General features: G+C 56.4%; 23 protein-coding genes. 3 read left to right on the forward strand and 20 right to left on the reverse strand.

Annotation, left to right across the window (positions count from 1 at the left end; translation table 11 throughout):
* Window positions 1-6: 6 nt before the first annotated feature.
* The 4 genes from flgE to flgB form a co-directional block, all read right to left on the reverse strand.
* The gene (flgE, locus tag KGP26_RS17125; RefSeq protein WP_021805714.1) at window positions 7-1,245 is read right to left on the reverse strand and encodes a flagellar hook protein FlgE; all 1,239 of its coding nucleotides are present in this window, start codon (window positions 1,243-1,245) and stop codon (window positions 7-9) included.
* A gap of 79 nt (window positions 1,246-1,324) precedes the next feature.
* Window positions 1,325-2,038 carry a flagellar hook assembly protein FlgD gene (gene flgD / locus KGP26_RS17130; protein ID WP_021805715.1) on the reverse strand — a complete coding sequence of 238 codons (714 nt, stop codon included), beginning with the start codon at window positions 2,036-2,038 and terminating at the stop codon, window positions 1,325-1,327.
* Between the two features lie 15 nt (window positions 2,039-2,053).
* Complete coding sequence (gene flgC, locus KGP26_RS17135) at window positions 2,054-2,458, reverse strand: flagellar basal body rod protein FlgC (protein ID WP_021180939.1); 405 nt, start codon at window positions 2,456-2,458, stop codon at window positions 2,054-2,056.
* 5 nt (window positions 2,459-2,463) lie between these two features.
* Window positions 2,464-2,877 carry a flagellar basal body rod protein FlgB gene (gene flgB / locus KGP26_RS17140; RefSeq protein WP_021180938.1) on the reverse strand — a complete coding sequence of 138 codons (414 nt, stop codon included), beginning with the start codon at window positions 2,875-2,877 and terminating at the stop codon, window positions 2,464-2,466.
* Window positions 2,878-3,039: 162 nt separating this feature from the next.
* On the opposite strand from flgB, the gene flgA reads away from it, so the two are divergent.
* From flgA to KGP26_RS17155, 3 genes are all read left to right on the forward strand, one after another.
* Window positions 3,040-3,696: a flagellar basal body P-ring formation chaperone FlgA gene (gene flgA, locus KGP26_RS17145; protein ID WP_021805716.1), complete on the forward strand. Its 657-nt coding sequence runs from the start codon at window positions 3,040-3,042 to the stop codon at window positions 3,694-3,696.
* A 122-nt stretch (window positions 3,697-3,818) separates the two neighbouring features.
* On the forward strand, window positions 3,819-4,130 hold the full coding sequence (flgM, locus tag KGP26_RS17150; protein WP_021805717.1) for a flagellar biosynthesis anti-sigma factor FlgM: 312 nt from the start codon (window positions 3,819-3,821) through the stop codon (window positions 4,128-4,130).
* A gap of 21 nt (window positions 4,131-4,151) precedes the next feature.
* Window positions 4,152-4,586: a flagella synthesis protein FlgN gene (locus KGP26_RS17155; RefSeq protein ID WP_021805718.1), complete on the forward strand. Its 435-nt coding sequence runs from the start codon at window positions 4,152-4,154 to the stop codon at window positions 4,584-4,586.
* Window positions 4,587-4,626: 40 nt separating this feature from the next.
* Here the strand turns inward: KGP26_RS17155 and KGP26_RS17160 are convergent, their stop codons facing one another.
* The 16 genes from KGP26_RS17160 to flhD all read right to left on the reverse strand — a co-directional run bounded on the left by KGP26_RS17160 (window position 4,627) and on the right by flhD (window position 21,651).
* Window positions 4,627-5,568: an Rpn family recombination-promoting nuclease/putative transposase gene (locus KGP26_RS17160; RefSeq protein WP_037375397.1), complete on the reverse strand. Its 942-nt coding sequence runs from the start codon at window positions 5,566-5,568 to the stop codon at window positions 4,627-4,629.
* Between the two features lie 83 nt (window positions 5,569-5,651).
* A complete protein-coding gene (locus KGP26_RS17165) occupies window positions 5,652-6,053 on the reverse strand; it encodes a flagellar protein FlhE (protein WP_021180933.1) in 402 nt (133 codons plus the stop codon).
* The gene (gene flhA, locus KGP26_RS17170; protein ID WP_021180932.1) at window positions 6,053-8,131 is read right to left on the reverse strand and encodes a flagellar biosynthesis protein FlhA; all 2,079 of its coding nucleotides are present in this window, start codon (window positions 8,129-8,131) and stop codon (window positions 6,053-6,055) included. The genes KGP26_RS17165 and flhA overlap by 1 nt, the downstream gene beginning before the upstream one ends.
* Window positions 8,124-9,266: a flagellar biosynthesis protein FlhB gene (flhB, locus tag KGP26_RS17175; RefSeq protein ID WP_223664312.1), complete on the reverse strand. Its 1,143-nt coding sequence runs from the start codon at window positions 9,264-9,266 to the stop codon at window positions 8,124-8,126. The genes flhA and flhB overlap by 8 nt, the downstream gene beginning before the upstream one ends.
* A 154-nt stretch (window positions 9,267-9,420) precedes the next feature.
* A complete protein-coding gene (gene cheZ / locus KGP26_RS17180) occupies window positions 9,421-10,065 on the reverse strand; it encodes a protein phosphatase CheZ (RefSeq protein ID WP_223664313.1) in 645 nt (214 codons plus the stop codon).
* Window positions 10,066-10,079: 14 nt separating this feature from the next.
* The gene (cheY, locus tag KGP26_RS17185) at window positions 10,080-10,469 is read right to left on the reverse strand and encodes a chemotaxis response regulator CheY (protein ID WP_021180929.1); all 390 of its coding nucleotides are present in this window, start codon (window positions 10,467-10,469) and stop codon (window positions 10,080-10,082) included.
* Between the two features lie 49 nt (window positions 10,470-10,518).
* Entirely contained in the window at window positions 10,519-11,568 is a 1,050-nt protein-coding gene (locus KGP26_RS17190) for a chemotaxis response regulator protein-glutamate methylesterase (RefSeq protein ID WP_021180928.1), read from the reverse strand.
* Window positions 11,568-12,440 carry a protein-glutamate O-methyltransferase CheR gene (gene cheR / locus KGP26_RS17195; RefSeq protein WP_115158090.1) on the reverse strand — a complete coding sequence of 291 codons (873 nt, stop codon included), beginning with the start codon at window positions 12,438-12,440 and terminating at the stop codon, window positions 11,568-11,570. The genes KGP26_RS17190 and cheR overlap by 1 nt, the downstream gene beginning before the upstream one ends.
* Before the next feature lie 21 nt (window positions 12,441-12,461).
* Window positions 12,462-14,093, reverse strand: a complete 1,632-nt coding sequence (locus tag KGP26_RS17200; protein ID WP_021180926.1) for a methyl-accepting chemotaxis protein — start codon at window positions 14,091-14,093, stop codon at window positions 12,462-12,464.
* Between the two features lie 88 nt (window positions 14,094-14,181).
* Complete coding sequence (locus KGP26_RS17205; RefSeq protein WP_021805721.1) at window positions 14,182-15,849, reverse strand: methyl-accepting chemotaxis protein; 1,668 nt, start codon at window positions 15,847-15,849, stop codon at window positions 14,182-14,184.
* A gap of 255 nt (window positions 15,850-16,104) precedes the next feature.
* Window positions 16,105-16,605, reverse strand: coding sequence for a chemotaxis protein CheW (cheW, locus tag KGP26_RS17210; RefSeq protein ID WP_021180924.1), 501 nt, complete (start codon window positions 16,603-16,605; stop codon window positions 16,105-16,107).
* Between the two features lie 31 nt (window positions 16,606-16,636).
* Window positions 16,637-18,604: a chemotaxis protein CheA gene (cheA, locus tag KGP26_RS17215; protein WP_059201118.1), complete on the reverse strand. Its 1,968-nt coding sequence runs from the start codon at window positions 18,602-18,604 to the stop codon at window positions 16,637-16,639.
* 4 nt (window positions 18,605-18,608) lie between these two features.
* Window positions 18,609-19,685, reverse strand: coding sequence for a flagellar motor protein MotB (gene motB / locus KGP26_RS17220; protein WP_021805723.1), 1,077 nt, complete (start codon window positions 19,683-19,685; stop codon window positions 18,609-18,611).
* Window positions 19,682-20,572, reverse strand: coding sequence for a flagellar motor stator protein MotA (motA, locus tag KGP26_RS17225; protein WP_021180921.1), 891 nt, complete (start codon window positions 20,570-20,572; stop codon window positions 19,682-19,684). Before motA ends, motB begins: the two co-directional genes overlap by 4 nt.
* A 144-nt stretch (window positions 20,573-20,716) precedes the next feature.
* The gene (gene flhC / locus KGP26_RS17230; RefSeq protein ID WP_021180920.1) at window positions 20,717-21,301 is read right to left on the reverse strand and encodes a flagellar transcriptional regulator FlhC; all 585 of its coding nucleotides are present in this window, start codon (window positions 21,299-21,301) and stop codon (window positions 20,717-20,719) included.
* Complete coding sequence (gene flhD / locus KGP26_RS17235) at window positions 21,301-21,651, reverse strand: flagellar transcriptional regulator FlhD (RefSeq protein ID WP_021805724.1); 351 nt, start codon at window positions 21,649-21,651, stop codon at window positions 21,301-21,303. Before flhD ends, flhC begins: the two co-directional genes overlap by 1 nt.
* Window positions 21,652-21,743 lie beyond the last annotated feature (92 nt).

Below are 21,743 nucleotides of genomic sequence, written 5' to 3' on the forward strand. Positions count from 1 at the left end.
ATCCTATTAGCGCAGGCTGACCAGCGTTTGCAGGATCGAATCCTGGGTTTTGATGGTTTGCGCGTTTGACTGGTAGTTACGCTGCGCGACGATCATGTTCACCAGTTCCTGACTCAGATCGACGTTGGAAGACTCCAGCGCGCCGCTGGTCAGTGAACCGAAACCGCCACCGCCCGCCAGGCCCACGCGTGGCTGACCTGAAGCACCGGTCTCCTTCCAGACGTTATCGCCCTGTGCGGCCAGCCCTTCCGGGTTGGAGAAGTTGGTCAACACGATCTGCCCCAGCAGTTGGGTCTGCTGGTTGTTGTATACCCCGACCACGGTGCCATCTTTGTTGATCTGGAAACCTTGGTATTCCCCGGTGGCGTAGCCGTCCTGGGAAATCTTGCTGACAGAGTCACTGCCGACGTTCTGTTGCAGGCTACCGGCAAAGCTCAGGTTAAAGTTTTGCGCCAGCGCGCCGTCTTTAGCCGACATTGGCACGACCAGGTTGAATGGCGTGGCGCTTGGTGTGCCATCTGGCTTCAACGTGCCGGTCAGCGTACCGCTGTTGTCAAAGTTCAGGCTGCCCGCTTTGGCAGACGGAGCACCCGGCACGCTGCCGTCCTGAGTGTAAACGTCCCACTTGTTATCAGCCGTTTTTACAAAGTAGGCGTTGATGTTGTGTGCATTGCCCAGGGTGTCGTAGGTGGTAATGGTGTTGACGTAGTTAAACGAGTCGGTCTTGTTGGGATCGAACGGCGTCACCGCCGGTGGCTTATGGGTCGATTTCAGGTTGGCCACCATATTGCCGCTGGTGCTGGCTTTGGCGTTCATCATCCCTTCAGGAATGCTCAGCGGTACCGGATCGGCCCCCTGCTGGATGGTGGGCGGTGAGCCAGCCGCCGGGTAGCCGGTCAGGCTCAACCCTTGCATGTTGGTGATGTTGCGGTTGGCATCCATGATGAACTGCCCATTACGCGTATAGAAGATGCCGCCATCGGCGTCTTGCATACGGAAGAAGCCGTTCTGGCTGATGGCGATATCCATTGCCCGGTTGGTGTTGGTGGTAGTACCACCGTTGAAGTTCTGGGTGATCCCCGCCACTTTCACCCCTAGCCCGACCTGCGAGCCGGCAAACATATCGGCAAAGGATACGCTGCCGGATTTGAAGCCGTAGGTGGCGGAGTTGGCGATGTTGTTACCAATCACATCCAGGTTGGTTGCAGCCGCGTTTAAACCGCTGACCGCTTGAGAAAAAGCCATGTCGTTCTCCGAAATAGGTCATTTAAAAAGGTGTCTTCAGGATCGAGCGATCCATTGCCGACGTGGAAAATCACTGCGCTTAGTTTGACGAACCCAGTTTGGACAGGATCAGGCGCACGTCATCCAGCGTTGAAGTCCCCGCCACGCCCAGATCCAGTTTTGCCCCGTCCGTTCCGCGCGTGACGCCGTTAACCATGGCGAAACGCAGTGGCTGCGCCACCAACTGCTCACCACCGTTTTTGGCGTTGATCGCCACGGTGTAAGAGCCATCGGGCGCATTGGTGCCATCCTCCAGCGAACCGTCCCAGGAGAAGGAGTGCACACCGGCGGTCAGCCCGCCCAGATCGATGGTGCGTACCACTTTGCCGGTGGCATCGCTGATGGTCGCCGTGACCGCATCGGCGGTGCGTTCCAGCTCGATGCCAAACGGCGTGGTGCTGACCTTGCCAGCGTCATTCCCCACCAGGATCTCCTTGCCCGGCACCATCACGCCGTGGCCAATCAGCGAACTGGCCTGGATTGACTGGTTGCCGCTGATCTGGCCGGAGATCGACCCCAGCGTGGTGTTGAGCTTCTCGATCCCGCTGACCGTATTGATCTGGGCCAGTTGGGTAGTCAGTTCGTTGTTTTGCATCGGGTTGGTGGGGTCCTGGTTTTTCAACTGGGCCACCAACAGCGTGAGGAAGTTTTTGTTCAAGTCCTGGCTGGCGCTGTTACCATTCACGCCATTCTTGGCGTTGGCACCGGCGATGCTGTTGTCGAGTGATTCATTGGTGGTGGCGGCAATGGCCATAAATAAAAGCTCCGGTTACTGACCCAGCGTCAGGGTTTTCATCAACATGGACTTGGTGGTATTCAGCACTTCGACGTTGGCCTGATAGCTGCGCGAGGCCGAAATGGTGTTGACCATTTCCCCGACAACATCGACGTTGGGCATCCGCACATAGCCTTTGGCATCCGCCAGCGGGTTGCCCGGCTGAAACACCAAACGCTCCGGTGAGGGATCGTCAACCACCTGAGCGACACGCACACCACCGGTCGACTGGCCCGGAGCTGCTGCAACCTCAAACACCACCTGTTTGGCCCGATAAGGCTGGCCGTCCGGGCCGGTGGCGCTGTCGGCGTTGGCCATATTGCTGGCGCTGACGTTCAGACGTTGGGATTGTGCAGACAGGGCCGAGCCGGAAATATCAAAAATATTCAATAACGACATGGGAATTATCCTCCTTGCAGCACGGACATCATGCCTTTGATCTGGCCGTTCAACAGCGTCAGGTCTGTTTGATATTTCAGGCTGTTATCGGCAAAGTTGGTGCGTTCACGGTCCATATCCACCGTGTTGCCGTCCAGGGAAGGCTGATCCGGCACGCGGAACAGGAGATCCAGCGACGGTGGCTGCATATTCTGCGCCGGGATATGGCGTGCCGAGGTCAGATTCAGCGCCACGCCGCTGCCGTTGACGCGCCCCTGCGCCATGACCTTGTTCAGTTGGCTGGCGAAATCGATATCACGAGCCTGATAGCCCGGCGTATCTGCGTTGGCGATGTTGGCCGCCAGGATTTCCTGCCGCTGGGCGCGCAGGTTCAGCGCCTCCTGGCCAAAACGCAGAGCAGCGTCCAATTTGTCGAGCATGCTCCCTCCGCGAGGTTAGAATTTGGAGCCGACAGCATAAACGCCCTACCTGTCAGCCTATCGTGGGAATAAGGGCAAAATGCGTCGCTATTTGTCTGCTTAGCCTGCGCGCGTAACGGTTACACTTGTTCCCCTGTGGTCGCTGCGTCTGTGAGGCAAAATATGAAAAGGATCCTGCTGTTGGTCGGCTTGCTGATCGGTCTGAACGCGCACGCCGAGGGCCTGGACGGACAGGTGGAGAGCTTTATCAAGTCCCAATTTGCCACCAGTGCCAACGTGACCGACGTCAAAGTGTTGGTGCGCACGCCAGCAAGCCGTTGGCCGCAGTGTGAGTTGCCGCAGCTTTCGATGCCTCAGAATGCTCGCCGCTGGGGTAACATCAGCATCTCGGCCCGTTGTGGCCAGGAGCGGCGTTTCATTCAGGCACAGGTGCAGCTGATGGGGCATTATCTGGTGGCCGCACGGGGGATCAGTGCGGGCAGCAAACTCACTGCAGATGATATCAAGCTGAAAACCGGCCGATTAGACACCCTGCCGCCACGTACCCTGACCGATAACGCCAAGGCGATCGGTGCCGTCAGCCTGCGCAATATCAGCCCTGGGCAGCCGTTGAATACGGTCATGCTAAGACGGGCCTGGGCGGTCAAGGCCGGGCAAACGGTACAGGTGTTGGCGCAGGGTGATGGTTTTAATATCAGCGGTGCTGGGAAAGCGATGACCAACGCCGCCGCCGAAGACAGCGTGCGCGTACGCATGGTCTCCGGGCAGATTGTTAGCGGCATTGCCAATGTTGATGGCACAATTCGTATTACTTTATAAAAAAATAAAGCTTTGCCAATACTTGTCGATAACAAAGTCATAGCAGCACTTATCCGGCCACCAGGGCCACAGATTTGAACTCCCCGTTGCCTAGGCGACGGTGGTACAGATGGAGATTGAACATGAGTATCGATCGTACCCAACGGTTGCAACCCGTGCCCACGGTACAGCCGCGAGAAACACAATCAGACAACGCAGTTCAGGCGCGCAAAAAAGTCACGGCGGAAACCTCGGTCAGCGGTACCCAGGTTAAGCTGAGTGATGCACAGGCCCGCCTGATGCAGCCGGGCAGCCAAGATATCAATATGGAGCGAGTGGAAAGCATCAAGCAGGCGATCCGCAACGGCGAATTGAAGATGGATACCGGCAAGATTGCCGATGCCTTGTTACAAGACGTGCAAAGCGAATGGCAGTCCGGCGCCGATCGGGGTTAACACCAAGGGTGAGTCATTGATATGGAAAACCTGGCACAATTGCTGGATAAGCTGCTGGACACCTTGCAGGCGTTAGGCACGGTGCAGACGGAAGAGCACGCTTTACTGTGCTCGAAAACTTTGGCTGGCGTGGCTTTGCAGCGCGTGACAGATGCTAAAAGCCAACTGCTGGCGACGGTCAATTATCTGGACCAACAGCGGCTGGAGATGGAACGGCTGCAACACTGCCAAGCACCTTATGAGGGCCAACCGCAGTTGGCGTCCCGCTGGCAGCAAGTGCAACAGCAAAGCCTGCAACTGCGCGAACAGAATCACCATAACGGCATGCTGCTCAATCACCATATTGAGCACAATACGCAGGCGCTGGCGATTTTAAACAAGCAGAATAAATCGCTGTACGGCCCCGATGGTCAGTCCCGTGCGGGGAGCCTGCTGGGCCGTAAGATTGGGGTTTGAACACGATCAACCAACTAACACCGGCAATTTCCCACAGATGTTAGTGGTGAAGTTGTGCCAAATCGTCTGCGGAAAGGCCGGTTAATTTCATCACTACAGCACGGTCAAAGCCATCGGCCAGCATGGCACTCGCTATGTTCAAGACGGTTGCCCGTGCCTGCTCCATACCCTTCTCAATACCTTGTTCGATACCTTGCTCCATGCCTTTCTTGAAGCCTTTTTGCTCGAGATATTCTGCAATGGTCATCAATTCCTCCTCGTGCCGTGGCGTACGACGGGCCAACTCACGGATCAGCTTATCCGGTTCGGTCGTGTTCCCCACCTGCAACATGTAGTTCACCAACGAGATCAATTGCTCATTGGTAGTGTACCCAAACGATAATAATGTGACCAGTCGTTCCTTTATTTCGAATAGGTCACGCTGGCGCACGTGTTTTTGCAGCAGTTCCAAGGTAGCCATACGGCGGTGCTGCATGATGTCATCGTCCGGTATGACGGTGACGTCAACCAATGGGAAATGTCCAGCATAAAGCTGCCTGGCCAAATCAGGTTCACTGAATTCTTCCAGCCAGCTCATCGAATAGGGATAAGGCGTCACCTGGCCGTGATAAAACAGGGTTGGGATCACTAGGGGAAGTTGATCGTGACCCGTATCAAGGTGGCGTTGCATTGCAGCGATCGCATAACGTATTAAACGAAATGCCATATGCTTATCAGGGCTGCTTTGGTGTTCGATCAAAACGTATACATACGCGTCTCCCCTCTCAGTACGTAATGAGTAGAGCACGTCAGAGTAACTGGCTCGCAGATTGCTTTCGATAAAACTGCCGGATTCAAGTTTTAGCGTACTCAAATCGCAATATTGCAGCAAGACCGACGGCAGGTGTAACTCCAGAAAGTCTCTGGCCGTGTCTGGGTTAGTGAGGAACTTTTTAAATACCGCGTCATGCGAAACAGAGGTGGTTTTTTTCATGTTGGTCATCCTGGACTTAACATGAAAAAACCTACCACAGGCTTTTATTACTTCACATTACTGCCGCCTTAATGCTGGATCCGACTCGCAACTCATTGGTAATTCACAATCACCTGATTAGAAATCGCCCGCAGCGGAGGGTTTAACGCGCCGCGAGACTTCACGTAATAAATGAAGCGGAACTCGCTGTCTGCGGGAATACCGTTGAAAGCCTCACTGCGGCCACTGCCCGCGCCGAGCGGTAGGCAGCGTGACGAGGTGCAAAGCTGTACCTCTAATCCGGCAGGCGCACCTGCCAGCAACTGATAACGCCAGCTTACACTGGTCACCCGAGCCTCGGCCGCCGGTGGATTAGCTGGCCGCAGGCTGGGGGAGACATCACGCACGCTCCCCGTTTCCAGCGTGACGCCGCTGGCATCGGCAGCCCAAGACCCCGACACCGCTTGCGCAGCCAGCGGAGCGAACAACACCAACAAAGGAAGGAAAGCTTTCATCAGGCGGCTCCTATGGTTGAGGTCATGCGGATCTGACGCTCATCGTTGATTTCCAGGTTCGACAGCACCACCAGCTGCGGCAAAGTACGGCGCAGGAAGCGCGCCAGCAGGGCACGTAACGCGTGGTTTACCAGCAGCACCGGCGGTGCACTGAGCATTTCCTGACGTTGCAGCGCCTGCCTGGCCTGATCCAACAAGCGGTCCGCCAGCCCCGGCTCAAGACCTCCGCCCCCTTGCAGGGCCTGCAACAGCAGGCGCTCAAGCGGCGTATCCAGACCAATGACCTGGATCTCACCGTTACCCGGGAACCACTGCTGAGTGATAGCCCGCCCAAGCGCCACCCGCACCACGGAGGTCAGTTCGAAAGGATCGCTTTGCGTTGGCGCATGTTCCGCCAGCGTTTCTATAATGGTACGCATATCGCGAATCGACACCCGCTCAGCCAGCAGATTCTGTAGCACCTTGTGCAGCGTAGTCAGAGAAACTACGCCAGGGACAAAATCTTCCGTCAGCTTCGGCATTTCCTGCGAGACACGATCCAACAGTTGCTGGGTTTCCTGGCGACCAAACAGCTCGCTGGCAAACTGACCAAGCAAATGGTTGAGGTGAGTGGCAACAACGGTGCTGGCTTCCACCACCGTGAACCCCTGGATCTGCGCCTGTTCACGCAGTGCGCTATCGATCCACACTGCCTCCAGTCCGAAGGCCGGATCGACGGTTTTGTCACCGGCCAGCTCACCCACCGCATTGCCCGGATTTATCGCCAGCCAGCGCCCCGGATGTGCCTCACCGCTACCGATCTCCACCCCTTTCATCAGAATGCGGTAACTGGCCGCCGACAGTTCGAGGTTGTCGCGAATATGCACCACCGGTGGCAAATAGCCCGTATCCTGAGCGAATTTTTTACGGATGCCACGAATACGCCCCAGCAACTCGCCGTTTTGCTGAAAGTCCACCATAGGGATCAGGCGGTAACCGACTTCCATGCCCAACGGATCCTCCAGCTGTACATCAGACCAACTGGCCTCCACCGCCTGCGGATTTTCCTGCGGCAGCGGCGGTTCTTTGACTTTCGGCGCCTGCTGTTCACGCCCGCGCAGCCGCCAGGCCAACGCCAGCAGTGCCGCCGTAAACAGCAGGAACACCAGGTTTGGCATCCCCGGAACCATCCCCAACAGCCCCAACACCGCAGCACTCAACACCATCACGCGCGGATTGTTGAACAACTGGTTGACCATCTGCTCGCCAACGTCCTCATCGGTCGCTACGCGAGTGACGATCACACCGGCCGCCGTCGAGATCACCAACGCAGGGATCTGGGCAACCAGGCCATCACCGATGGTCAGCAAGGTATAGGTTTCAGCCGCGGTACCCAACTCCATGCCGTGCTGGATCACGCCGACCAACAGGCCGCCTACTACGTTAATCACCATGATCATCAAGCCTGCTACCGCGTCACCGCGCACAAACTTGCTGGCCCCGTCCATCGAACCGTAGAAATCCGCTTCCTGCGTCACTTCGGAACGGCGCTTTTTAGCCTCGTCTTCGCCGATCAGCCCGGCGTTCAGATCGGCATCGATCGCCATCTGTTTGCCCGGCATCCCATCAAGGACAAAACGGGCACCCACTTCGGCAATACGCCCGGCCCCTTTGGTGATCACCATAAAGTTGATCAGCACCAGGATGATAAACACCACGATACCGATGGCGAAGTTGCCCCCCACCAGGAAGTGACCGAACGCTTCAACCACCCGCCCCGCCGCCGCCGCACCGGTATGCCCCTCCATCAGGATGATCCTCGTGGAAGCGACGTTCAGCGATAGGCGTAACAGGGTTGAGAACAGCAGGATGGTTGGGAATGCGGCGAACTCCAGCGTCCGCTGGGTAAACATCGCCACCAACAGCACCATGATCGACAAGGCAATATTGAAGGTAAACAGCAGATCGAGGATAAATGCCGGTAATGGCAGCACCATCATCGACAGGATCATCAGGATCAGTATCGGGCCAGCTAGCACCTGCCACTGCGTATCTTTAAAATTACCCGGCAAACGAAGCAGGGAGGCCAAATTAGCCATCTGAGTTATTCTCTCCAGCAAAATCCAGTGCTTCCGGCACCGGTAAACGTTGAGGTTTTTTCGGGATCAGGCCACCTTCACGCTGCCAACGGCGCAGCTGGTAGACCCAGGCCAGGACCTCGGCCACCGCGGCATACAAGGTCGTGGGAATGTGTTGCCCAATCTCACTGTGACGGTATAGCGCCCGCGCCAGCGGCGGAGCTTCCAGGGTTGGAATACGGTGTTCGTTCGCCAATTCACGGATACGCAAGGCAATCTCCCCTGCCCCTTTGGCAAGGACTTTTGGCGCACTCATGTTCTTGTCGTTGTATTGCAATGCCACGGCGTAATGTGTCGGGTTGGTGACGATCACGTCGGCCTTCGGCACGTCGGACATCATGCGGCGGCGAGAGATGGCCCGCTGTTGCTGGCGAATACGCCCTTTGACATGGGGATCGCCTTCCTGCTGCTTATGTTCGTCGCGGATTTCCTGCTTGGTCATCTTCAATTTCTTGAAGTGGCTCCAGAGCTGATAAAACACGTCGAAGGCCACCATTGGCACCAACCCAAGGACGATCAACATACCGCAGAAAATCACGATCTGTAGCGCATTGCGCAGTGCATCCTGCGGCTGCTGCGTAACCAGATGCAGCATCGCCGCCCAGTTGTGCCACAGGTAAAGCCCTGCCACCCAACCCACTAGCGTCGCTTTGAGAATGGCCTTCAGCAACTCTGCCAGCACCTGGGTCGAGAACATCCGTTTTAATCCGGAGATAGGGTTCATGCGCTTGGCATCAAACTTAAGGCTGAAGCCCACGCCACCCAGTAGCATCGGGGCCGACAGCGCCACCAGCACCAATCCGGCCAGGATCGGCATCAGCGCCCACACCGCTTGACGCAGCAACATGGCAAACTGGCGCAGCATCTGCTTATCGTTGCTGACTATGTTGTGATCAAAATGCAGTCCTTCCGATAACATCCTCGCCAACTGTTGCGCCATATGGCCACCCGCGACCCACAAGATCGACAACCCCGCAATCAGCATCAGGATCGAGGTCAGCTCGCGCGAACGCGCAATCTGGCCCTCTTCACGCGCCTTTTCCAGCCGGTGGGGTGTGGGGGCCTCAGTTTTTTCCATATCACTGTCTTCGGCCAAGGCGAGGGTTCCCATTGCGTGCGAAGAATAGAATTGCCGCCAGCATGCCAAAAAAATGCGGATTTCATTGCGGGAACAACGGCGCAAAAGGCCGGTTATTTCGGGGATGGGCTAGCGAAAAGATTTAGGGCGCAGTGTGCGCCCTAATAAATGATCAAAAACCCAGGCTGTCGAGCAGATCGTCCACCTGGGCCTGATTGGCAATTACGCCAGCCCCGTTCTGATCCAGCTGCGGGCCATTGAGCAGGCTGTCGTTCGGCCTTTTCTCTTTGGCTGGCTGATCCGGGATGTTTTCCATCAGTACCATCAGCAGTTGCTTTTCAATCTCCTGCACCACGTCCATCATGCGCTTGATCACCTGGCCGGTGAGATCCTGGAAATCCTGCGCCATCATGATCTCCAGCAACTGGGCGTTGGTGAATGCGGTGTGTTCCGGCACCCGATCCAGATACTGACGGGTATCCGTCACCAGTGAACGGGCATCAGCCAGCTCGATGGGATTGGCAAACAACTCGTCCCAGCGCCCTTTTAGCATATTGGCCTGCGACTCCAACTCCGCCTGGCGGGGTTGTGCCGCTTCCACGCAGTTGAGCGCTCGTTCCGCCGCCTGCGCCGTCATGGTGACCACATAATCAAGACGGTCGCGTGCGTCCGGGATCGCTTCGGCAGCCTGAGCGATAGCCTGATCTAGCCCCAGCTCACGCATGCTGTCACGCAGCATGCGGGTCAGTTGACCGATACGGGAGATGATCTCACCCGCTGTCGCTGCATCGCTGGCAGGCATTGGAATATCTCTCATCGCCCTCTCCTTTTTTACATGCCCAGTTTTTCAAAGATCTTGTTGAGCTTCTCTTCCAGCGTCGCCGCCGTGAAGGGTTTCACCACGTAACCGCTGGCACCCGCCTGAGCGGCAGCAATAATGTTCTCTTTCTTGGCTTCCGCCGTCACCATCAATACCGGCATTGACGCCAGCGCGCCGTCAGCACGGATAGTTTGCAGCAGCTCGAGGCCATCCATGTTCGGCATATTCCAGTCTGATACCACGAAATCGAAGCTGCCGGCGCGCAGTTTGTTCAACGCATCCGCCCCGTCTTCCGCCTCTTCGACGTTGTTAAAACCCAGTTCTTTCAGCAAATTTCTGACGATGCGGCGCATGGTGGAAAAATCATCCACCACCAGAAATTTAAGGTTTTTGTCTGCCATTATTGCTCCTAAGGTTAATCGTTTTTGCCCCGAGGTTCGGGGCATAACATCAAATACGCAGCGCCTGACCACCCGCGATCTGCGCCAACATGCGTTGGCTCATGCGCTCCAATTCCACTACTTCATTGACTCCGCCGGTGGCAATAGCCTCACGTGGCATGCCAAACACCACACAGCTGGCTTCGTTCTGCGCCAGGGTGTACGCCCCGGCACGGTGCATTTCCAGCATGCCTGCCGCACCGTCATTCCCCATGCCGGTGAGGATCACCCCCACCGCATTGCGCCCGGCAAACTGGGCCACCGAGCGGAACAGCACATCGACCGAAGGACGATGCCGGTTCACCGGCGGGCCATCATGCAGCCGAACCTGATAGTTGGCGCCGCTGCGCGTCAGCTCCAGATGACGATCTCCCGGCGCGATATAGGCATGGCCCGGCAAGACGCGCTCGCCGTCTTCGGCTTCTTTCACCGTGATCTGGCACAGCTTGTTGAGCCGCTCGGCAAATGAACGGGTAAAACCGGGCGGCATATGCTGGGTGATCAATAACGCCGGGCTGGTAGCCGGTAACGGCTGCAAGACGTGGCGGATTGCCTCAGTCCCCCCGGTAGACGCCCCGATAGCGATCAGCTTCTCACTGCTCAACAACGGCGTATGGCTGAGGATCTCCGGAGCCGGTGCCGTTGAACGCTGTGGCAGACGCGCCTTGGCCGCCGTGCGGATTTTTTCGGCAATCAACTCGCTATAGGCCAGCATGCCTTCGCGGATCCCGAGTTGCGGCTTGGTGACAAAATCCACCGCGCCCAGTTCCAACGCCCGTAGGGTGATCTCCGATCCCTTTCCGGTCAGCGACGACACCATCACCACCGGCATCGGCCGCAGGCGCATCAGTTTCTCCAGAAAATCCAGCCCGTCCATACGCGGCATTTCGACGTCCAGCGTCAGCACCTGCGGGTTGAATTTCTTGATCAGATCGCGCGCCACCAGCGGATCGGGGGCGGTCGCCACCATCTCCATATCGGGATGGCTATTGACAATCTCGGTCATCAGCTGCCGCATCAGGGCAGAGTCGTCTACGCTTAATACGCTGATTTTATTCATTACCTCTCCTTGGTCAGGCCATACACGGTCTGCCCACGCAAGTAGAAATCCCGGCTGATCTGGCTGAAGTTTTCGGAATGGCCGGCAAACATCAGGCCCCCCGGTTTAAGCAGCGGCACAAAGCGCCGCAAAATGCGCTCTTGTGTTTCCTTGTCAAAATAGATCATCACGTTACGGCAAAATATCGCATCAAACTGCCCCGGCAACGCCCATTCAGGGGCCAGCAGATTGAGCGGCTGAAAATGCACCTGTGCCGCCAGTTCTGGCCGAACCCGTACCAGACCATGGTGAGGCCCGGTCCCTCGCAGGAAATAACGCTGCATCTGCGCCGGTGTCAGGGTGCGCAGATCTTCCTGGCGATACACCCCCGCTTCGGCCTTTTCCAATACCTGAGTATCGATATCGCTGGCCCACACCTGCGTTCCCGTCGCCCTCTGCCCTAGCGCCTCATTCAAGGTAATGGCAATCGAGTAAGGCTCCTCACCGGTCGAGGCGGCGGTACTCCACACGCTGTAGCCGTTGGGCCGCGAACGCGCATGTTCCGCCAGGATCGGGAAATGATGCGCCTCACGGAAAAACGCCGTCAGGTTGGTGGTCAGGGCGTTGATGAATGCCTGCCATTCAGCGCTGTTGCTATCGCTTTCCAACAACACCAGATAGCTACCAAAATCGGGTATTCCCAGCAGCCGCAGACGACGCACCAGACGGTTGTAAACCATCTCGCGTTTGTGCTCTGCCAGCACAATACCGGCACGCTGATAGATCAACTGGCTGATCCGTCGGAAATGCACATCCGACAGGGGCAGCCGTTGCACCATCTGTGTCAACAAAGACTGAGACTCTTTATTGGTGGGTGAAGAGGAACCACTCATAGCCCTTCACCCAATTGGTTGTTACTTGCCATACAATTCGACACTAGTTGCTTCCTTTGCCACTGATAAAACTCCGTTGTTAAGGCTGTCTGATAAGGTGATGTTGTCGTCCGCAAGGCGGAATACCGCTACCGCATCGGCCAGCGTAATCGCCTGCTCTTCCAATGCCGCCGCCGCAGAGGCCGCTTGTTCCACTAGCGCGGCGTTCTGTTGCGTCACCTGATCCATCTGGGTCACGGCCTGAGTGACCTGCTCGATACCGCGGCTTTGCTCATCGGAAGCCGAGGAGATCTCGCCCATAATGTCGGTAACGCGGGTCACCGAACGCACGATATCCTTCATCGTGGCACCGGAGTCTTCGACCAGCACCGACCCTTGCTTAACACGGCCAACCGACTCATCGATCAGCACTTTGATTTCTTTCGCTGCCTGAGCGCTACGCTGAGCCAGATTGCGCACCTCTGCGGCCACCACGGCAAAACCACGCCCTTGTTCCCCCGCCCGCGCAGCTTCAACCGCCGCGTTCAACGCCAGGATGTTGGTCTGGAAGGCAATACCGTCGATCACGCTGGTAATGGCACCAATTTTCTGCGAGCTGCTGGCAATATCGTGCATGGTGGTGACCACCTCGTCGGCCATTTCCCCGCCCTTGGCAGCGGTGGCTGAAGCATCGCGCGCCAGCTTTGAGGCCTGGCGGGCATTGTCGGCGTTCTGTTTCACCGTGGCGGTTAACTGCTCCATGCTGGCGGCTGATTCTTCCAGCGACGCGGCTTGCTGCTCGGTGCGGGAAGAGAGATCGTTATTGCCTTCCGAAATCTCCTGTAGCCCGATCAGGATCGACTCGGCGCCTTCGCGCACCGCGCCGACTGTGCCAATCAACGAGTTCTGCATGCGGTGCAGGCTGGCAAACAACATGCTGATCTCGTTGCGGCCATACACCTGGATCGGCGTGGCCAGGTTGCCGTCGGCGATACGGTCAAAGTGGCTGCGCATAATATTCAGCGGCTGAACCAACATATTGCGTAACCACCACATGGCGCTGGCGGTCACCAGGATCAGCATCAGCACTGCGCCGCACACCAGCCAACCGGCCAGCGTAAAGGAGCGCTGGTTGGCCGCATTGGCCTGGGCGATATTTTCGTTGACCAGTTGCAGGTACTGGACGAAGTCGGCTTCGAAAAGGTCCTGCATTTTCTGTGTAGGTTGATCCATAAAGCCCTGCAGGTTGCCGCCCTCCAGGAAGACAATCAGTTCGCGCAGCGCACCGCGTAGCCGCTCATAGCTGGCTTGGGTGGTTTCTGTCAGTTGCTGCTCCTGGTCGCTGTTACGCGAGACGGCCAGGAACTGATTAAAATAGAGATCGGCTTTCTGCAACGAACTGCGGGCGTTGCCCATCAGCGCATCGACCTGTTCTTGCGGTACTTTCAGCGCTGCACGGGTGCCGGCCCGGTTCAAGGTGTTACGTGCCTGTAGCAGCGAAACCCAGCTCAGGCTGAGGGCATCACGCTGCTGGCTACCCAGACTAATCAGATTAAGATTGTGGTTATCGGAGCGGGAAGCGGTATACGACAAGCCGGTGCTAATCAGTTGCATCAGACAAAAGGTCAGCAGTAATAAAAACAGACTGGTAGAGATACGGACTCGGTTAAACACGATAAACCTCCAGGTAGCCGCGGGTTAACACGACTTAGGACGGAAAAAAGGGCCACGATCTCGCAGGGAGAACGCAGCCCAATGCCGGTTAGAACGTTTCCCAGTTCTCCTGCGGATCGCTGGCGTTCATTTTTTTATGATTGATTACCGGGGTAACGACTTTACTGTTGGCGGATGACTTGAACTCGTTTTGGCCTTCCGCTTTCAGTCGGAATACCGCAACGGACTGGGTCAAGCGGCTGGCCTGCTCTTCCAGAGCTGCCGCCGCAGAGGCCGATTCTTCGACCAAAGAGGCGTTCTGTTGAGTGACGCGATCCATTTCGGCAACCGCCTGGCCAACCTGATCGATACCACGGCTTTGCTCGTCGGAGGCCGAAGCGATTTCACCCATGATGTCGGTGACGCGGGTGACGGCATTGACGATATCGCCCATGGTTTCACCGGCGCTTTCCACCAGCACCGAGCCCATATCGACGCGGCTAACCGAGTCTTCAATCAGGCCTTTGATCTCTTTGGCTGCCTGCGCGCTGCGGCTTGCCAGGTTACGTACCTCCCCGGCAACCACGGCAAAACCACGGCCCTGCTCACCGGCACGGGCAGCTTCAACTGCCGCATTCAACGCCAGGATATTGGTCTGGAAGGCGATGCCGTCGATCACGCTGGTAATGTCGGCAATTTTCTGCGAACTGCCCGCGATGTCGTGCATGGTTTGCACCACGTTGGCGACCACTTTGCCGCCTTTCTGCGCGGTTTCTGAGGCGCTCAACGCCAGTTGGCTGGCCTGACGGGCGTTTTCGGCGTTCTGTTTCACCGTCGCGGTCAACTGCTCCATGCTGGCGGCGGTTTCTTCCAGCGAGGCGGCCTGCTGTTCGGTACGGGAAGAGAGATCGTTGTTACCTGCGGCAATCTCGGAAGCACCGCTGTAGATGGCATCGGCCCCCTGACGCACGCCGCTGACGGTGTCAATCAGTTCGCCTTGCATGTGCCTAAGGCTGGCTGCCAGCACGCCCATTTCGTTGCGGCTGTTGACGTCGATTTGGTGAGTCAAATCGCCTGCGGCGATCAGTTTGATGTGCTCAATCATACGGTTGAGTGGGCGCACCAGAATATGGTGGATGCCGAACCAAACCATGGCGATCACCGCAACCACCAGTACCAGCACCACGACCAACGTCCAAACGGCGAATTCGAAAGAGCTGTCGCCATCTTCGACCGCGATCTGGTATAGCTTGTCGTTCTGAGTCAGGTAGCGGTTATAGAGCTGTTCAAATTCAGTCTGATAACGTTGAGTGGGCTGTTCGAAGAAGGCGTCCAGCTTGCCGTCACCCAACAGTGTGACCAGTTCCGACAACGCAGTGTGCAAAGTGGTATAGCGTTGCTTGAGTTCGTCTGCCGCTGCGGCATCCTGGCGAGCATCCAGAGGGATTTTTTCATAGGCAGTGTAGTGCTGTTCCGCCATGCTCAAGGTGTTTTTCGCCGAAACCAGCAGTTCATCAACGGTGGCACCGGTGCCCGCTTTATTGAGGTCCATCATGTAGCGGATCCCGGCACGATTGAGGGTATTGCGGGTTTGCAGCAGGTTTACCCAGCTTTCATTCAGTTCTGACTGCTGCTGTCGGATAGTTTGCAGTACGGTAAAATTCTCTTTGTTATCTTTCAGCGAAGTGAAAAACAGCCCACCGGAAACCAGCTGCAAGGCACCGAATAACACCAGCACCAGCAATAAGCTGGTGACCACCTTCATACGATTAAACATTTTTACCCTTCTTGGAAGCCCGCACAGACAAGTGCTGTGTACGTTAACTGTCTGGGTTATCGGCGTGGCAGAAGAGAACTTTAAGAAAAATCTGTAACTATTTTTTTGTATTGTGCGGAGGGTAAGATTTTAACTCGGTGAGGGGCCCGTTGAGCGCAGGGATGCGCGATACGAGCCCCCAGGGACGGATTTACGGCGTGTCGGCGTTCTGCATTATCCCCACCTGTTGAGCCGTGACAAACAGCTACTCAGCAATCAGGCGCTTTTCGCTACGTTGTCCACCAGCGACATCTCTTCACTGCTCAGCAGCTTTTCGATATCCACCAGGATCAGCATACGTTCACCGAGCGACCCCAGACCGGTGAGATATTCCGTCGCCAGCGTAACCGCGAACTCAGGGGCTGGGCGGATCTGATCCGTCGTTAACGACAGCACATCAGATACGCCATCCACCACGATACCCACCACCCGCTGGCCAAAGTTCAGCACGATCACCACGGTGTTTTCATCATAAGAGACGTCCTGCTGGGCAAACTTCACGCGCAGATCGATAATCGGCACGATCACCCCACGCAGATTGGTCACGCCCTTGATAAACGCCGGGGTGTTGGCGATGCGCGTTACCTGATCGTAACCGCGGATCTCCTGAACCTTGAGGATATCAATGCCATACTCTTCGTTACCCAAGGTAAAAATCAGGAACTCCTGACCTACCGTTTCGCCCGCCAGTTTGCTGACGGCTGCCAGTCCTGCCATTTCGATCACCTTTAAATCAGTCGGTTAATAATTATGCGGCAGCGTCCGTCAGACGCTTTTCCCGGTTCAGCGTTTGCAGCGCCGAAACATCTACAATCAGCGCCACGCTGCCATCCCCCAGAATGGTGGCAGCCGAAATGCCCGGCACCTTGCGGTAATTGCTTTCCAGATTTTTCACCACCACCTGGTGCTGACCGATCAACTGATCGACCAGCAGCGCATAGCGGCGGCCTGCACTTTGCAAAATCACCACGATGCCCTGAGTGGCTTCGGTTTTGGCACCGTCAACCTCAAACACCCGATACAGCTCGACCAGAGGCAGATATTCGCCGCGTACCTGAAGCACACGCTCCCCACCGGCCAGCGGATGCAAATCCTCGGCCTGCGGTTGCAATGACTCCATCACGGCATTCAATGGCAGAATGAACACTTCCTCATTCACCTTGACCGACATGCCGTCAAGAATGGCCAGCGTCAGCGGCAGTAAAATGCGGATTGAGGTGCCCTTCCCAGCCTGGAAATGGATTTCGACATGGCCCCCCATCTCCTGAATATTTCGCTTCACCACGTCCATGCCCACTCCGCGCCCGGAGACGTCTGTCACCTGCTCGGCGGTGGAGAAACCCGGGGCAAAGATCAGCATGCCGACCTCTTCATCGCTCATGTTGTCACTCACCGCTAGCCCCTGCGAAGCAGCCTTGGCGAGAATTTTCTGGCGATTGAGACCGGCACCGTCATCGGTGACCTCAATGCAGATATTGCCGCCCTGATGTTCGGCGGACAGGATCAGACTACCGACTTCGGCCTTACCGGCGGCCAGGCGCGCAGCAGGTTCTTCAATACCGTGATCCAGGCTGTTACGCACCAGGTGCGTCAACGGATCGATAATGCGTTCAATCAGGCTCTTGTCCAGTTCGGTAGAGCTGCCGCGTAGCGTCAACTCCACCTGCTTGTCCAGCTTGCTGGCCAGATCGCGCACCAGACGCGGGAAGCGGCTGAAAACGTACTCCATCGGCATCATGCGGATCGACATCACCGACTCTTGCAGGTCGCGAGCGTTACGCTCCAACTGGCTCATGCTGTTGAGCAGATCGCCGTGGTTGACCGGATCCAGGGAGCCGGAACGCTGGGCCAGCATCGACTGAGTGATCACCAATTCCCCCACCAGGTTGATCAGTTGATCGACCTTTTCTACCGCCACGCGAATACTGGTGGACTCGCTAGCCTTGGCTTTGGGCTTCGGCGCTTCAGCCACCGTGGCGGGCGCGGTAGGTGTGACAACGGCCACGGGTTCCGGCGTGCTGATCTTCTCCACGGCCTTCGGCGGCGTGGAAAAGGCAATCTGCTCCGGCTCCAGCACAAAGCACAGCACCGCGCTGATATCCTCCTCACTGGCAGAGGTCAGTAAAGTGACCTCCAGGCTGGTCTCGGTCTGCTGCGGGTTTTCCACCTCGCCGAGATTGCCCAACTCTTCCAGCATCAGCGGAATTTCATTCGGCTTCAGACCGCTCAGGCTGATCCGCATCCCGCCTTCAATTGCAGCCGGAGCAGCGGCATGAACCACCGGTGAGGTTACCGTTACCGCCGCCGCAGGAGCATCCTGCTGTTGCGCTTCCAAAGCCAACTGCCGCAACGCCTGACAAATATACTCAAAGCTCTCGCTATCAGGCTGTTGCGACGTTTTATAGGCGTCCAGTTGCTCCTGCATAATGTCTTTGGTTTCCAGAAACAGGTTGATAATTTCGGTGCTCAGGCTCATTTCCTGACGCCGGGCACCGTCCAGCAAATTCTCCAGCAGGTGGGTAGTTTCCTGCAGCACGCTAAAGCCGAAGGTAGCTGCCCCGCCCTTGATCGAATGGGCAGCGCGGAAAATCGCGTTCAGTGGTTCAATATCCGGGGCCAGCGGGTCCAGCTCCAACAGATGTTGCTCCATATCGGCCAGCAGCTCGTCTGCCTCATCAAAAAAGGTCTGATAAAAAGCGCTAATGTCCATGCTCACGGGGTCACCTCTGCTGTGAGTCGCTGTTAGTCGGTGAAGTGGCGGAAGGTGCCGCCGGAATAGCCGCTGTCGGCCCGGTGTCTGCGGCTTTCACCGCTGCCGGAGGTTGCTCTGGCGTGCCCTGCGTTGCCGGCAGTTCGGCGGTTGGAGCAGGCGGCGACGGCGGTAATTCCGGTGTCGCTATAGCCGGTGCCGTCGCCTGCGGAGCCAACTGCTTCAGGCCTTCTGGCTGATCGATTTCCGTAGCGCTGCTCTCCGCATTCTCGTGTTCTATCCCCTGCTGGGTTGCTTTGTTCAGCACCAGAATGGTGATCCGCCGGTTAACCGCATCATCACCGCCGTGCTGTTTCAGGTTCATGGTCGAGGCCATCCCAACCACCCGCAATACTTTGCCTTCGGCCAAACCACCGGCGATCAGTTCACGCCGCGAGGCATTGGCACGATCGGCGGACAGCTCCCAGTTGCTGTAATAGCGCTCACCGGTAGCATAAGGCAGATCGTCGGTATGGCCCGACAGGCTGATTTTGTTCGATAATCCATTGAGGATCGGCGCTATCCCGCGCAGGATATCGCGCATATAGCTTTCCACCTGTGCGCTGCCGGTCTTGAACATCGGCCGGTTCTGGCTATCGATAATTTGAATGCGCAATCCTTCGTCCATCATGTTGATCAGCAAATGCGGTCGCAGCGCTTTCAGGCGCGGGTCCGACTCAATCAGCTCATCGAGTTTCTCGCGCAGCTTGTTCAGGCGCAGCTCTTCTGCTCGCTTTTCCGGTGAATCCATCTGCTTTTTGACCAACCCTTGCTGCTGGGTTGGATCGTCCCCACCGCCCGGGATTGGGCTACTTTCCGAGCTGCTCTTGTCGCCGCTGGTCAGCGCCACCTTCAGTGGGGTACGAAAATATTCGGCTATCTGCGTCAACTCCTGCGGGCTGGCAATCGCCAGCAGCCACATCACCAGAAAAAACGCCATCATCGCCGTCATAAAATCGGCATAGGCAATTTTCCAGGAGCCGCCGTGATGACCGGCATGATGGGCTTTGCGTTTTCTGACCAGAATAACCGGGTGATTCTGTTTCATGCGTCCTGCTCTTCCGTCGCCTGCTGTGCCGGGGCTTTCACCTTACGCACATGCTCTTCCAACTCAATGAAGGAAGGGCGCTCCGTGGTGTACAACGTTTTACGGCCAAACTCGACCGCGATCTGTGGGGCATAACCATTCAAACTCGACAGCAAGGTGACCTTGATGCACTGCATCATCTTGGTGGTTTCAGCACTCTTCTGGCGCAGTAAAGTAGCCAGCGGGGAGATGAACCCATAGGCCAACAGAATGCCGAGGAAAGTGCCCACCATCGCATTGGCGATCAGTGCCCCCAATTCCGCCGCTGGCCGGTCAGCCGAAGCAAGTGCGTGCACTACCCCCATCACGGCAGCCACGATGCCGAAAGCCGGCAACGAATCGCCGACCATCGCCAGGCTCCCTGCGGGTACCTCGCTTTCCTGTTCGAAGGTTTCAATCTCTTCATCCATCAACGCTTCGATCTCAAAGGCGTTCATATTGCCGCTCACCATGAGTCGCAAATAGTCGGTAATAAATTCCACCAAGTGGTTATCGGCAAGAATGCGCGGATAATTAGAGAAAATTTCGCTTTCCTGCGGATTATCGATATCAAACTCAAGCGACAACATGCCTTGCTGGCGGGATTTAGCCATCAGCCGATACAGCAGCGCCATCAGATCCATATACAGTTCTTTGTTGTATTTTGAGCGGCGCATCAGCTTGGGAAGAGCGCGTAGCGTGGATTTGATCGCTTTACCGTTGTTGCCGACGATAAAGGCTCCCACACCAGCCCCCCCGATGATCAAAAATTCGGCAGGCTGATAGAGTGCGCCGAGGTGCCCCCCGACAATCATATAGCCGCCAAACACGGTTCCCAGAACCACGAGATAACCCAAAATAACTAGCACACGTATTCCTTAAATTCACAATATGGGTGGAAGGTGAGTCAGCGCGGGTGAAATTAGGCAACAGCGCGTGTCGCCCAGAGAGCCCGGAGTACCGAGCCCTTGAGTTTCACCAGTCTGTGTTGCTGTATAAGCCTGCAAGCAGGCTCAGACTGCGCGTTTAACCTGCTCTTCCAGCAGTTGTGGAATAATATCGGCCAGTTGCGGCGAAAGTTTACGTCTTTTTACTGCGCGGGATGGGGGTTGGCATAAACTGCAGACAAAACTGTTAAGCGGCTGGTGCGCATGGGTGATAAAAGCCCCACCACAGCAGCTGCAGGCGGATAGCTGCAACATACCGCTGTCGACAAAACGCACCAGCGTCCAGGCTCGTGTCAGCGCCAGCAACGGGGGTTCGCCTGGCTGCTGCGGACACTGTTCCAAATACAGTCGATAGGCTTTGACCACGGCTTCAACCCCGTGGCACTGACCGCATTTGAGCAGGAACTGATAGGCATTGAAAAACATCGACGAGTGGATGTTTTGCTCCCAGGTCATGAACCAGTCGGTCGAGAATGGCAGCATCCCTTTGGGCGGCGGACTGCCGCGTAATTCTTTATACAGTTTGATCAATCGCCCACGGCTAAGCTGCGTTTCGCTCTCCAACATCTGCAAGCGCGCGCCCAGCGTGATCAGTTCCATGGCGAGTTGAATGTCCTTGGCTTCCTGAACAATACTTTTCTCACTCATCATCAGGCTCTTTTCTTCGTCACACAACCGCCTTTACCCGATAGTTCTTGGAGTAAATGGCTCGATAGCAAAATGCCGGTGTGGATCTGTTGCAGATCGTCCACGCGGGATTCTTTCGTCAGGCGCTCGATAGTATTGTGATCGTTGAAACGGAAGTGGCAAACCAACTGATTAGTTTCTGCCAGTTTCACCATTTGTGGCAACGTGAGTTGCGACAGCGCATCCGCCATCGAGTTATCAATACCCAGACGGAACATTGCTGACGCTTTTTCATCGTTAATCAGACGCTGTGCCAGAAGCAAATATGACAAATTAATGTCATAAATATGTTTAAGTAGTTCAGACGTACCCATATTCCCATCCCGACAGACTATGTTTAAAAACATATGCTGGGTGATAAATTATCGCCCATGACCTGGGTTCATTCCCAAAGTTGGCAAACAAA

This window comes from Serratia sp. JSRIV002 (genome assembly GCF_019968725.1).
GTDB classification, from domain to species: Bacteria; Pseudomonadota; Gammaproteobacteria; order Enterobacterales; family Enterobacteriaceae; genus Chania; species Chania fonticola_B.

Coding starts and splice junctions, on each gene's coding strand:
- flgE (WP_021805714.1), bottom strand. CDS start 1,245: ATGGCTTTTTCTCAAGCGGTCAGCGGTTTAAACGCGGCTGCAACCAAC.
- flgD (WP_021805715.1), bottom strand. CDS start 2,038: ATGGCCATTGCCGCCACCACCAATGAATCACTCGACAACAGCATCGCC.
- flgC (WP_021180939.1), bottom strand. CDS start 2,458: ATGTCGTTATTGAATATTTTTGATATTTCCGGCTCGGCCCTGTCTGCA.
- flgB (WP_021180938.1), bottom strand. CDS start 2,877: ATGCTCGACAAATTGGACGCTGCTCTGCGTTTTGGCCAGGAGGCGCTG.
- flgA (WP_021805716.1), top strand. CDS start 3,040: ATGAAAAGGATCCTGCTGTTGGTCGGCTTGCTGATCGGTCTGAACGCG.
- flgM (WP_021805717.1), top strand. CDS start 3,819: ATGAGTATCGATCGTACCCAACGGTTGCAACCCGTGCCCACGGTACAG.
- KGP26_RS17155 (WP_021805718.1), top strand. CDS start 4,152: ATGGAAAACCTGGCACAATTGCTGGATAAGCTGCTGGACACCTTGCAG.
- KGP26_RS17160 (WP_037375397.1), bottom strand. CDS start 5,568: ATGACCAACATGAAAAAAACCACCTCTGTTTCGCATGACGCGGTATTT.
- KGP26_RS17165 (WP_021180933.1), bottom strand. CDS start 6,053: ATGAAAGCTTTCCTTCCTTTGTTGGTGTTGTTCGCTCCGCTGGCTGCG.
- flhA (WP_021180932.1), bottom strand. CDS start 8,131: ATGGCTAATTTGGCCTCCCTGCTTCGTTTGCCGGGTAATTTTAAAGAT.
- cheZ (WP_223664313.1), bottom strand. CDS start 10,065: ATGAGAGATATTCCAATGCCTGCCAGCGATGCAGCGACAGCGGGTGAG.
- cheY (WP_021180929.1), bottom strand. CDS start 10,469: ATGGCAGACAAAAACCTTAAATTTCTGGTGGTGGATGATTTTTCCACC.
- KGP26_RS17190 (WP_021180928.1), bottom strand. CDS start 11,568: ATGAATAAAATCAGCGTATTAAGCGTAGACGACTCTGCCCTGATGCGG.
- cheR (WP_115158090.1), bottom strand. CDS start 12,440: ATGAGTGGTTCCTCTTCACCCACCAATAAAGAGTCTCAGTCTTTGTTG.
- KGP26_RS17205 (WP_021805721.1), bottom strand. CDS start 15,849: ATGTTTAATCGTATGAAGGTGGTCACCAGCTTATTGCTGGTGCTGGTG.
- cheW (WP_021180924.1), bottom strand. CDS start 16,605: ATGGCAGGACTGGCAGCCGTCAGCAAACTGGCGGGCGAAACGGTAGGT.
- motB (WP_021805723.1), bottom strand. CDS start 19,685: ATGAAACAGAATCACCCGGTTATTCTGGTCAGAAAACGCAAAGCCCAT.
- flhC (WP_021180920.1), bottom strand. CDS start 21,301: ATGATGAGTGAGAAAAGTATTGTTCAGGAAGCCAAGGACATTCAACTC.
- flhD (WP_021805724.1), bottom strand. CDS start 21,651: ATGGGTACGTCTGAACTACTTAAACATATTTATGACATTAATTTGTCA.